Origin of the sequence: Paenibacillus sp. EKM212P (assembly GCF_011066115.1) — a bacterium.
Taxonomy (GTDB): domain Bacteria; phylum Bacillota; class Bacilli; order Paenibacillales; family Paenibacillaceae; genus Paenibacillus; species Paenibacillus polymyxa_B.
On the sequence record NZ_JAAMNR010000003.1, the window covers coordinates 65,988 to 78,645 of the forward strand.

Genomic DNA, 12,658 nt, shown 5'->3' on the forward strand with positions numbered 1-12,658 from the left:
TGATTCCTTAAATGAATTTTGCTTTTTAACATATCCCCTTCTTATATATCCATAAAAGTGCACAACAAAAAAAGACCGTTTCAGCATCTCAATGACGCTGACCAAGTCTTCTCATAATCATCCGTATATTCACATTCGTATTTATTCTAATCCTCTACATAGCTGCAAAGTTACAGGCTGCAAGTGAACACATAAGCGGGCGGAACATTGCAGTTTACCTTTTTAATCTGAATGTCAGCAAAAAAGGTGCGGAAAAAATTGTGTTTGACCTTGCTGTACTGGAACGTAATAAATTTGCCTTCCTGGCCCAAAACCTCAGCCGTTTGTCCCAAAATGAGGCTGGATAATGCAGCGGGCAAGCTGGTGAAAGGGAGCCCTGACACGACATAATCCACTTTTGGGACCTCATACTGTCGTATATACTGAGCTACATGCTCAGCCGATCCATGAATAATGTGTACCCTCTCCAAGTGTCCGTACTTGCTTTGTAGCGTTTTGTAAAACGATTCATTAGCTTCAATCACTAAAAGTAGCGTTTCTGGACGCTTGTTCAAAATAAGCTCTTGCGTAAACACACCGGTTCCTGCACCATATTCAATAATGCACGATGCTTTGTCAAAGTAAATCGGTGTGGCAATTTGTTTGGCCAACTGTCTTGAGCTGGGTATAACAGCGCCTACGCTGCGTGGATGCCTGATGTACTCTCGAATAAAGTGGATTGCGTTCATCTTTTCCTCTCCCTGCTTGTCACACATGATAGGCATTCGGTTCATCAACGCTTCTTATTACATATTCATTGTATACCGATCAGAATATTGATTTCAAGCAGGCTACTGTCGGCATATAAAAAGAGCGTAGCCTTATTCGACTCTAATCAAATAATGACTACCCTCTTGTTGTAACATCTATTTGTCCATGGTATCCAAATGTGCCTTCTCTGCCTGCGATGCCTGTCCAGCTTTACGTTGGCGTGCGCCTATGTGCATGGCAACAATCCGGTAGATGGAGGCTGGCTGTATGGATACGGCCCAGCTCGCGTCTGCATCAGGTGCAAGCACAACCCCTAGCTGGTGATGATCGCCATCGTACATGCCTCGCTGCACAAACTTGCTCTCGCCCTGCAGATTGCGTACCTCCAGCTTACAAAAAGCAGAGTTGATCCGCAAGGCCTGGTGTAACTCGGCACGGGTATTCACAACAATCCCATTCACGCGGTAAATGGCCTCGCCCGGCAGTATGCCCATGGCTGTCGCCGGACTGTCTGGCAGCACAGCGAGAACACGCATCCCTTGCTCCGGATGGACAAACATCGGGCTAAGACGACTTTCCTCTATATTACCATACCAGATCAGCGCCTCATGAGCCAGAAAGGAGAATAACGCTGCTAACAATATCAGCGGACTCCACCATGCAGCCAGCAAGCTCAGCAGAAGTAAAGCCACACTATACAGGAGCAAACGGTTCGAAGTAAGTACCGCCTTCTGTCGTGGTAGCTGGCCTAGCGTCACGCTGCTGAAGCCCATCAGGACTGGCAAGGCTGCCAGCATATACCCGGTTCCGGCATCGCCGCCGAACAAAGGTGTCCAGGGAAGCATGAAGCCTCCCTGAGTCGGTACCAACAACAACAACGGAATGGGCCAGAGGTCTTCCATACGATAACCGCCAACCAATCTTCCCCGTTTGCCCTCGACAAACAGCGGAGTGGCCGCCTTCCCCCCTTGCCAGCGAACCAACAACGCCTCAGCCACATGCAGCACGGCGACCAGCACCAACAGTGCTGGAATATCCAATCCACGGATAGCTGCTACTGATGTTCCGAGCGCTCCCCCAGGTTGCCAGCCACTGGCCACGTTTACGAAAAATTGAGCCACACCTAGCAGACCTACCGAATAAGCGAGACACAGGTAACGGACGCGTACCAGCATGAGCAGTAATGTCGCTACCCACAGGCATACGATGGAAGCCGAGTTCAGATGCACGCTGACGAACATCCCCAGAGCAGATAGCGCCATTCCAGCAAGCAAACCATTCCATACGACACGCCAGGTCTCTGCAGCCCAGCTATGCATTTTGGTATGAAATAGCTTGCGCTCCAGCAGCATTTGCCGACGATAACCAAGTGCGACAATGAGTATCGAGATATAATAAAACGGCTGCAAAAGCAGGTGCAGGCAAGCATTTAAGACGCTCCATCCCCATTGTAATGCCCATTCCAAGTCCATTCACACTCCTTAATGCCCCTGGCCCGCTGTATAGCGGATCACGTACATTTCATATCCATTTATTCTATATGAAATTGCCAACGTAGGGAAGACAAACCGACAGACTGCAAATAAATCCCAATATAAAAGGAGGCTGTTTCCAGCCCCCTTGTTGTAGCCTCACTATTATTTCGCTACACTTGTCTTCATTTCCTTCCGAATCTCTTCAATCCCCTGCTTGAGTTGATTATCATTTTTCGGATCACGAATTTTCTCAATCAGCTTGGCTTCCATCGCTGCTGCTGTCTTCGCATCAATGATGCCGCTAGCCGTCAGCTTCACTTGTTTTTGAAAAGCAATAACAGAGCTTTCCGTTACTTTGTCAAAATAGCCATCCTCGCGACCTGGTTTGTAACCCAAGCCTTGCAGAATGATTTGTGCATTTTTCACATCACTGCTATTCATATTGTATTTCAGGGACTTTTCCTTGTTCAACGGTGCTGCTGTGAAGTATTCAGGCTGTTCGACCGCAATATTCGGCTTAATCCCTTTTTTATGAATCCACGTTCCATTTGGCGTTAACCATTTGGCAATCGTGATTTTGAGCAGGCTACCGTCACCCATTTGCTTGTCATAGCTGGTTTGTACAGTACCTTTACCAAAGGAATTTTCCCCGATCAACACAGCACCTGCTGATTGCTGGAGAGCACCTGCCAGAATTTCGGACGCACTTGCGCTACCTTTATTCATTAGCAAAGTCACAGGGTAATTTTTGCGTGAACCTTTGGATTTCTCTTCTTCACGCTTCTGATTCTTGTCTTCCACCTGTACAATCGTTTTGCCGGAAGGTACAAATTGCTGTGCAATATCAATGACGACGGAAAGCACGCCACCCGGGTTATTACGCACGTCAATGACGAGCCCTTTAAGCCCTTGCTTTTCGAGCTTCGCTAACTCTTCCTTGAAACGTTCTGCTGTATTCAAGGAGAACTGGGTGATCGTGATGACGCCTACACCGTCGCTTTCCATATGAGCCGTTACAGTTTCCATATCAATGTTGTCACGGGTAATCGTGTATTCGAGTGCATCTGGAGAGCCGCTGCGCTGAATTTTGACTTTCGCCTGACTGCCTTTAGGTCCACGGATTTTGGAAACGGCCTTGTTTAGATCCAATCCGTCCAGTGTTTCACCATTAACAGACAAAATAATATCCTTAGAGCGTAACCCTGCCTTTTCAGCCGGGGAGCCTTTAATTGGCGTGACTACAACGACTTTCCCATTTTCGGCAGCTACTTCGGCTCCGATCCCGGTAAAAGAGCCTTCAATGGATTGCTCGAATTGTTGGGCAGTTTCTTTACCCATATAAGAGGAATACGGGTCACCGAGCGACTCCATCATACCATTGATGGCGCCATCCACCAGCTTGGTACGATCCACATCCTGATAATATTGTCCCTGAATCAGGTCCATCGCCGTCTCGATTTTGCGGATATCACTTCTGGAGGTAGAACTGCTACCTGTCACACTCGCCAGCAGTCCTTCGCCCAGAGCGCTGTTCCCTACTGTAGTCGTTCCAGTATAGGCAAAAGTGAGCAGACTGCCGCCAAGCAGCCCGATCACCATCAAGAGTATCGCTGTACTTTTTTTCAACATCTAATCGTCCACCGCCTTCTCATTATCTTGTATCCTATTGCCTTACAACGCATATCCATCCACGAAGTATACGTCTAGCTTGTACGGAATATGTTAATTGTATCCTACTCTGTGTCTCAATGCACATGTTCTTCATCGGGTAACAAGCTATGAAAGCAAAGCCCTATCTACAACCGTAATGGCTATAAATAGGGCTTACCTTATCTACTATAAATAGTTCATCGGATTTACAGGTTTGTTATTTTCGCGCACCTCAAAATGACAGTGAGGTCCTGTGGAATTGCCTGTCGAACCAACTTCTGCAATTTTTTGACCCCGTTTCACAGTCTGCCCGGTATGAACCACCGTACCGCCATTGCGAATGTGTCCGTATAGGGTCCATAGTCCGTCTCCATGGTCAATCACAACTGTGTTTCCATAGCCACTCCACCATTCGGCAACAATGACAACACCATCTTCGGCTGCATGAATATCGGTTCCCTGCGGAGCCGCCATATCAACACCTGTGTGGCCTTTAAGCTTGCCAGTAATCGGATGTACCCGCATGCCAAAAGTAGATGAAAGTCGGTAATGGGATACAGGCGAAGCCAATGTGCCCGTTCCGCCTGTATACGTGCTGGCTGCCGCATGGCTGGAATTCGAGGCGGCACCTGAGGATGAAGATGCATATCGTTTGGCTTCAGCCGCACGTGCAGCCGCTCTAGCGCGTGCTGCTTTGGCAGCCTGCTCCGCTCTAAGCTTGTTCTTCTCCTGCACCAGACCCACACGTTTGTTAGCGAGTGCTACCAGCATGTCATTTTGCTCTTCGCTGATTTCATCTGACTCCGCAATATCATGATCATAATTGGAAATCAGTCTTTGCTTCTCTTTCTCTTTCGAATTCAGTTCTGCTTTAGCGTCCTGCTTGAGCGCATACAGCTTCTTGGCATTTTTATATTCCGTGTCCAGCTGTTTCTTCTTGCTTACGACCAATGCCTTGTCCTTTTTATGCTCGTCCAACAGGATTTGATCCTGCTCCACGATCGTTTTCAGGGAATCTACCCGGCTGAGAAAGTCACTAAAACTGGACGAAGACATAAGCACGTCCATATATGAGACGGTTCCATCCGTATACATCAAGCGCACACGGGTTTCCAGCATTTTTTCCCGTGACTGGATACGATCAATGGCCTCGGCTAAATCTTTTTTAGTCGCACGCAGATTATCTTCCGTTTGGTCAATCTGAACCGCAACACGAGTCAGCTGATCACTGACGCTGTTAATCTGAGCAAGCACAATTTTCAGGTTTTGCACGGTTTTATTTTTGTAATGTTGAGCATACTGTTTATCTTGAGCAGCCTTTTCCTGTTGTTGCTTAGCAGATTGGGCCTGCTTTTCCAATTGGTTCAGCTGCGAATTGATTTCACTCATGCTTTTGGCATATCCGTCAGAAGGCTGGATTAGCAATGCGGCTACCAAGGTAGCGGCCAACACAGATCCTGTTTTTTTCAACTTGCACTCCCCATCCTTTATCGCAAAATAACACCGGGCTTCCCCGTTCTAATTGATATCGAACACGACGTCCAGCCAACGCTTCTTTTATACTTTTAAGAACTTGCGCATGGACAGGGTACTGCCAACAATTCCGACCAGCATCCCCAAAATAATCAGCAATGCACTCAACTGAATCCAAATGCCTTCAAGTGGCATAAGCTTCAACATATTCAGAGCTATATCACCCTGTACGGCTGTGAGCAAACGCTGATAGCCAGTAAATAAAATACCTACGGTAATCAAGGAACCAATGAGACCGATAAGCGCACCTTCGATAAAAAACGGCCAGCGTATAAAAAAGTTGGTCGCACCGACCAGCTTCATAATGCCAATCTCTCTGCGTCGTGCCAATATGGTCACTCGAATCGTATTCGAGATGAGGAACATGGACATGATCGCCAGTCCGGCGACGAATATAAAGCCTACATTACGAATAAGCTTCGTAATCGTAAAGAGTGTCTCTACGGTGCCTTTTCCATAACGAACCTTTAAAATCGGCTTCTCTGGATGCAACGTATTCAGCTTCTCAATCTTTTCGGCCACAAATGGAACCGTTGTTGGTTCAATAACCTCTACCACAATTTTGTCCGGGAGTGGATTGCTGTCCTTGTCAAAACCCTCCAGCAGCTCCTTGCCGCTGTCTCCCAAATCTTTGCGCAGCTCCTCCAAACCCTGAGCTTTAGTCACAAAGGTCGTTTTGCTGATTTCCGGCATCGCCGCAATTTCCTTTTGCAGCGTTTCACGCATGTTCTGCTCTACATTTAGCTCCAGAAATACGTTAACCTCCACCTGACTATCTGCCTGATCAGCCAGGGAATTGACGTTGAGCACCAGCATGATAAATACGCCCAATATAAGTAATGACACAATAATCGAGGTGACAGATGCCACGGACATCCAGCCATTGCGGAATATGTTTTTGAAACCTTCCCGCACATGACGTAAGAAGGTGTTAAAAGTCATATCCGTACTCCCCTCTTACCTGATCCCTTACGATGTTGCCATTTTCAATGGCAATTACACGTTTACGCATGGAGTTCACGATGTCCTTATTGTGGGTCGCCATTACAATAGTCGTGCCCCGAAAATTAATTTCGTCCAGCAACTGCATGATCTCCCACGATGTTTCGGGGTCCAGATTTCCCGTAGGTTCATCGGCAATGATCACGGAAGGATTGTTCACGATGGCCCGTGCAATCGCTACACGCTGTTGCTCCCCACCGGAAAGCTGGGCAGGCTCACGATTCATTTTTGTTTTCAAGCCAACCAGTTCAAGCACTTCTGGTACCCGTTTGCGAATCAGCTTCTTGGGAGCTTCAATAACTTCCATAGCAAAAGCCACATTCTCATAAGCCGTCAAACGCGGCAAAAGCCGGAAATCCTGAAAAATGACTCCGATGTTACGACGAACGTAGGGAATTTTACGCTGCTTGAGCTTCCCGATATTAAAACCATTGACTGAAATTTGCCCCTTGGTAGGTACTTCTTCTCTATAAATAAGCTTCATAAAAGTCGATTTCCCCGCTCCAGACGGGCCGACTACGTATACAAATTCATTACGGTCAATTCTGACCGATACTCCTTGAAGTGCGTGGGTTCCGTTAGTATAGGTCTTCCACACATCCTGCATTTCAATCACTCGATCACTTCCCGCTGCTTAATCATATTACGCATAACCTAATATCCATTCGACATATTCCATGCATTTCCTTTAAAAACTTCTCTATTTCATCATACCGTTTATCATTGTAACAAATTTGTTACCTAAATAGTACCGAAAGTTTTCTGCTTTTGGCACATATATATGAATATTATGGCACACGAGTACGCTATCAAGCTTATCAGACAGGAGACATCTGCATTATGAAAATGAAAAAAATTCATTTATCTGTCATTTGGATATGGTCTGGCGTTCTGGCGCTGGCCATGTTGTGGGGAGGACTTCATCTGTACGCCGACAGACAAACGCTGCCGGAGGGAGTGAGGGTCGGAGGAATGAACGTAGGAAGCATGGATCACACAGCCGCTCTTCGGCTGGTGGATAAAAAACTGGATGCATTGAAGCAACGTCGACTGCTTCTGACGGACAGTGACAGCAGTGCACAGGATATAAAACTTACACTTGGGGAAGCAGGGATTCGTTATAAAGCGGAGGCATTTCGGAATGCCGTGAAGGCGCTCAGCTCAGAGCATCTATGGACTCGTGTGCAGACACGTTTTAGCTTCGAGAAGGAATGGTCTATCACATCTTTCCGACAGAAGGAGATATTAAGGGCCCGATTCGGAGTCGATTGGGAGGAGCAACGATATGGCATGCCTATCAATGCTGTGCGTCAGATTGACGGGAATGATCAGGTTCGTTATATTCCAGGGCGCTCTGCCCGACGCCTGGATTGGCCCAGATTGGACGCCGCACTAGATAAGGCGCTGCCCAAGGATTTTACCGCTTCTGACGAGCCGATACGAGTGGAATTACCGTTCCGTCAGCTGGAACCGAAAATTTCGGTGGACAGTCTACGTAATGAAGGGATTGAGCGTAAAATCGTCCAGTTCTCCACCAGTCTCGGCAGTAGCTCGGAAGGACGCGTGTATAACGTCAATTCAGCGGCAAGCACCGTTGATGGTTTAATTCTCAAGCCGGGCGACATATTCGACTACGGTCAATTGATTGCCAAGGCTGAGCGCACTCATGGCTTTCGTGAAGCTCCAGTGATCGTGAACGGTCAGTTGGAGTCCGGCATAGGCGGCGGGATTTGTCAGGTATCCAGCACGGTGTATAATGCAGCACTGCGAGTCGGTTTGGACATTGTTGAGCGCCGCAACCATTCTTTGCCAGTCAGCTACCTACCCAAAGGTCAGGATGCGACTTTTGCTACAGGGTCCATTAATTTTCGTTTTAGAAACAATACAGGCAAGCATTTACTGCTTCGTGCGGCTGTCCAAAACCGAACGCTTACTGTTAAATTTTTTGGTACATTTCCATCCAATGTTTCGTATGAACTGGAATCCCATACGGTTCGCGTACTTCCCATACCGGAGAAGAGACTCCGTAACGACTCACTTTCCCCCGGCTTCTATCAAGTACTTCGGCAAGGCAAAGAAGGGTATGTGGTAGAAACATTCCGGGTAAAAAAGGTAGACGGAAAAACTGTAGATCGCACCCGAATCAGCCGCGATACGTATCGAGCGCAGCAACGCATTATAGCTAGTTATGGCGGTGGCACATCGTCTGAGCCACAAACACGTGAACCCGAGAGATCTATTGTCGAGGACGGTATAAGCGAATAAACGAAAAATCCCCCTTCTACTGTCGGCTGGACTTGTTCCAGACAGAGTGAAAGGGGGATTTTAGCTATAAATTACTCGCTGCGTTTACCCAAAACAGAAATTTCTACAGGCTCACTTTCGTTACCGTCTGCATCTTTAGCTTTGATTACCAGTCTAACCGTTGCTTTTTGAGTAAGCACACTGATACTAAATGTGCCATCATCTTTGGAAACTGCACTACCGATAGGCAGATCGTTGGAATAGGCAGTAACTGTGGAACCAGCTTTAGCTGTCCCTGTAATTGTACCTTCACCATCATGCACATCGTTGACTTTCAGTGCTTCCGTAGTTGCAACTGTGTCTGTAGTCGTAGTCGTATCCGTAGTTGTGTCGGTATCTGTGTTGGTATCTATTGTTGTAGAGTTGTCCGTAGTCGTGCTATCTGTGCTGGTACTTGTGCTGCTATCTCCTGTTTCGCTGCCAGAAGTAGTTGACGTGTTACCATAAGTGGAATCTGTCACGTTGCTGTATGTGGAGTCCGTCACCGTTCCACCAGGAGTCGTCGTCAGATTATCGACAGAGCTCAGGTTGTAACCGGAAGCAGCGTCCAGAATAGCAATCGCCTCTGCACGAGTCAGCGACTTCAGTGGCTGGAATTTACCATCCGGATAACCGTTGATGATTTTTTGCTCCGCAGCTGCCGCTACACTTTTCTTCGCCCAAGATCCAATTTTGTCGGAGTCAATGAATTTAGTAACATCTGCTGCGTTACCCGCAGTCAGTCCAATAGCTTTGCCTACGATAGCCGCAGCCTCTTGACGTGTTACCTTACCATTTGGTTTGAGCTTGTTATCTGCATAGCCGCTTATGTAGCCTGCATTCACGGCACTTGTCAGCTCGTTGTATGCCCAGTGCGAAGCTGGAACATCTGTGAACGTTCTGCTTCCATTACCGTTTACTTTCACACCACCCGCATATGTTACGTCTGTCACTGCTGGAGTTTCCTGTGTGAACGTTCCCAAGCTGCGATTCAGAAGAACAATAAATTCAGCACGTGTGATTGCTGCATCCGGTTTCACCGCCCCGTCCAATTGCCCTGTGGCTGACCAGCGTTGCACCTGGTCTCCCGCCCAATGTCCACTTGTAGTTTGGGGAGCAGCTGCCGCTGCGCTGAATGCGCTAAGAATAAGACCTGTACTCAATACACCTGTAACTGTGTTTCTTAACTTTTTTCCCATGCTATAAATTCCTCCTCTGATTGGATTCATCATTCTTTTTTAAACACTTTACCAGAAATCAAACCCAAATAACCCCCAAATTAAAAAAATCGTCCCATATAACCATACCCCCACCTAATGTAGGATAAATAAGAAACGGGACTTAATACCTAGTTATTCACTTGGATATGTATATTTAGACAGGCTAAGGTATACTGAATGAATACTCAGTCATATGCTGGAACACCGCAATGAGATCACAAAACCCTAAGAAAAGAGGTCTTCTTATGGCTCTTATTCAATGTCAGTTTTATTCGGAAGTTCTAGGTCTGAGCACATCCATGAATGTTATTCTTCCTCAGGCAACCCGTTCGCAAATCGGACTGGAGGGCAAGCAAGGAACCGGGCCACATCCGACGCTATATTTGCTGCATGGCCTGTCGGACGATGATTCAACCTGGTTGCGTCGAACCTCCATTGAACGCTATGTCGCCTCATTGGGCCTAGCTGTCGTCATGCCCCAGGTACATCGGAGTTTCTATACGAATATGGAGCAAGGAGCGGCTTATTGGACCTTTATCAGTGAAGAATTGCCGTCTTTGGCACGTTCATTCTTTCCTCTGTCCGACAAGCGTGAAGACAATTTTGTAGCCGGGCTTTCTATGGGGGGATATGGTGCTTTCAAACTGGCACTCCAGCATCCAGAGCGTTTTGCAGCCGCTGCCAGCCTTTCGGGAGTCATGGATTTACACGCATCACGCACCGATCCTATGCAAAATGCGATGAGTCCAGCGGAATGGCTTAACATTTTTGGTCCAGGTGAAATACGTGGAACGGATCACGACTTGCTGGAACTGTTACAACGTCATGCGACCTTGGGGACCTCTCTTCCCCGGCTTTACCAATGCTGCGGCACGGAGGATTTCCTATATAAGGGAAATCAGGTTTTCCGTGAAAGATGTAATACTACCGGAGTTCCGCTGACCTACGAAGAAGGTCCTGGGGCTCATGAATGGGGATACTGGGACGCGAAAATTCAGGATGTACTGGCGTGGCTACCACTCAAAGAGCACTAAACAGGTTAAAAAAATCCCCGCAGCTTCCCTCATCGCACCATGGCTAAGGGATAGGCTCGGGGATTTTTTTGCACATTACGGATTTGTCGTGGTCTCCGTCGAGGGAGAGGCTTTAGTTAGTGACTTGGGTAGCACCTTGTACAAGCGCCACTCACCGTTAAACTCACGTTCAAGCTGGACCCATGGAGCGCCTTTTTCATATAAATTTGGATATACCATATTGATTTTACTCAGTGGCATGCCTGACATGATCTTAGGTACAAGGATATAATCCACATGGTTATCCTGCGGATAACTTAATGCCTTATTGAACGAATAATCACTGGTGATCAGGAAGCGTTTGGGATATTGGCTGTAGACAATCATGGTGTAGGCTGAAGCCGAATCGGTCATAATGGTAGACTTCGGCAGATGCTCATCCAACCAGACGGCAATCTTACGATCTGACTCCTGTCTCACATAGTTCACATTACCCGTTCGTGTGAGAAAGCTGTTCTCATCCGGTGCAATATCCGGGCGAGTCAACGCATAGGAAAGTAATCCAGCGGTAAGCAGCAGACTGACCGACACCAGACCAAAGGCTGCCCTCCGCCATCGTCCCTGAAGCTGGCTCAGCTCATAAGGCAACCAAGCTACAGTAATTGGGAACACGTACATAAAATAACGAAACCATCCGTACGAAGATTGCTTCATCATGAGTAAAAATTGCAACCCTGGCACTGACAGGAACAGCAGCAAAATAATCAATGTTCCCCATCGGAACAAGCGTCCACTCAACAGACGAATGAACAGAATAGCAAACAACGGTACCGAATACCAGAGTGTTTTGGAAGCAATAAATTTCAAGGCCACCAGCGGATTGGAGAAAATCTCTACAAACTTATCATCATTCAGCAGCTCTGCCGATTGGGCTGTGTTCGAATACTCCGAATTCAGGAAGTAAAAAGCATTCTCCATAATGAGATAGTTGAAGAAAATCCACAACAGCCCGGAAAAGACCACAGGGAGCAGAAGCAGTAACCAGGTTGCCTCGACCTTGTGCAGTTTTTCTCGCAAGGCCAGTTCACGTCTGCCCATGTTTCGATGAAGAAACATGATCGCCAATACCACTCCACCCGCCATTGCCACGCCCAGAGGAACCGCTTCATAGCGAGTCCAGAACGCCATGGCAAGCGCTAATCCAGAAACAATCAAACTTGCCGTCATGCGATCCTTGAGCCACAATGCAAACTCAATCACCGTCATCATAATGAAGTATATGTATAGCGAATCGCTCAGCCCATTGGCACCAAACAGTAAAATAAACGGATTCAGTGCATACAACAGTGCCAGCATGATGCTCATCCCTGAGCTAAGCCCTGTTCTGACCCCCGCCCGATACAGCAACATAGCGGTCAAAGCGGCAAAGGTAGCACTAAGAATGACCGCAGCCAATCCATAGGTGGCTAATGCCGGAAAGATTGGATACAGCAGTAGAATCACCATCTCCAGAAGACTGGGTAGTGGATTCCAGATAAATCCGATTGCGCCCAGATGCGGGTCACGGCTGTACAACACATAAAATGCATTAGCTACGCGACTGAGCGCGTCTGTGTGCATATATCCCAGAACATAGCTGAAATAGATACCCGCAGACAGTTCCAATGCAAGTATAAATACAAACAGACCTATAGCCATCCATCTGCTTGCAGACCATTTGCGAAAGGACATT

At 47.3% G+C, this 12,658-nt stretch carries 10 protein-coding genes; 2 read left to right on the top strand and 8 right to left on the bottom strand.

Going from position 1 to position 12,658, the window contains the following annotated elements; genetic code table 11:
- Positions 1 to 170 precede the first annotated feature (170 nt).
- From G9G54_RS09555 to ftsE, 6 genes are all read right to left on the bottom strand, one after another.
- The gene (locus tag G9G54_RS09555) at positions 171 to 728 is read right to left on the bottom strand and encodes a class I SAM-dependent methyltransferase (RefSeq protein ID WP_023990616.1); all 558 of its coding nucleotides are present in this window, start codon (positions 726 to 728) and stop codon (positions 171 to 173) included.
- Between the two features lie 177 nt (positions 729 to 905).
- Positions 906 to 2,222, bottom strand: coding sequence for a PDZ domain-containing protein (locus G9G54_RS09560; protein ID WP_165177629.1), 1,317 nt, complete (start codon positions 2,220 to 2,222; stop codon positions 906 to 908).
- A 165-nt stretch (positions 2,223 to 2,387) separates the two neighbouring features.
- Positions 2,388 to 3,854 (bottom strand): S41 family peptidase, encoded by a 1,467-nt coding sequence (locus tag G9G54_RS09565; protein WP_165177631.1) that lies wholly within the window; start codon positions 3,852 to 3,854, stop codon positions 2,388 to 2,390.
- Positions 3,855 to 4,061: 207 nt separating this feature from the next.
- On the bottom strand, positions 4,062 to 5,345 hold the full coding sequence (locus G9G54_RS09570; RefSeq protein WP_023990619.1) for a M23 family metallopeptidase: 1,284 nt from the start codon (positions 5,343 to 5,345) through the stop codon (positions 4,062 to 4,064).
- Between the two features lie 87 nt (positions 5,346 to 5,432).
- Positions 5,433 to 6,350 carry a permease-like cell division protein FtsX gene (gene ftsX, locus G9G54_RS09575; RefSeq protein WP_013312238.1) on the bottom strand — a complete coding sequence of 306 codons (918 nt, stop codon included), beginning with the start codon at positions 6,348 to 6,350 and terminating at the stop codon, positions 5,433 to 5,435.
- Positions 6,340 to 7,026, bottom strand: coding sequence for a cell division ATP-binding protein FtsE (ftsE, locus tag G9G54_RS09580; RefSeq protein ID WP_023990620.1), 687 nt, complete (start codon positions 7,024 to 7,026; stop codon positions 6,340 to 6,342). The genes ftsX and ftsE overlap by 11 nt, the downstream gene beginning before the upstream one ends.
- Positions 7,027 to 7,256: 230 nt before the next feature.
- On the opposite strand from ftsE, the gene G9G54_RS09585 reads away from it, so the two are divergent.
- Positions 7,257 to 8,675, top strand: a complete 1,419-nt coding sequence (locus tag G9G54_RS09585) for a VanW family protein (protein WP_165178331.1) — start codon at positions 7,257 to 7,259, stop codon at positions 8,673 to 8,675.
- Between the two features lie 71 nt (positions 8,676 to 8,746).
- Here G9G54_RS09585 and G9G54_RS09590 read toward each other — a convergent pair whose 3' ends face one another.
- The gene (locus G9G54_RS09590; protein ID WP_165177633.1) at positions 8,747 to 9,892 is read right to left on the bottom strand and encodes an S-layer homology domain-containing protein; all 1,146 of its coding nucleotides are present in this window, start codon (positions 9,890 to 9,892) and stop codon (positions 8,747 to 8,749) included.
- Positions 9,893 to 10,158: 266 nt separating this feature from the next.
- Here G9G54_RS09590 and G9G54_RS09595 point away from each other — a divergent pair, with 266 nt between their 5' ends.
- Complete coding sequence (locus tag G9G54_RS09595) at positions 10,159 to 10,947, top strand: alpha/beta hydrolase (protein ID WP_165177635.1); 789 nt, start codon at positions 10,159 to 10,161, stop codon at positions 10,945 to 10,947.
- A gap of 75 nt (positions 10,948 to 11,022) precedes the next feature.
- On the opposite strand, the gene G9G54_RS09600 is transcribed toward G9G54_RS09595, so the two are convergent.
- Positions 11,023 to 12,657 (bottom strand): glycosyltransferase family 39 protein, encoded by a 1,635-nt coding sequence (locus G9G54_RS09600; protein WP_165177637.1) that lies wholly within the window; start codon positions 12,655 to 12,657, stop codon positions 11,023 to 11,025.
- Position 12,658 lies beyond the last annotated feature (1 nt).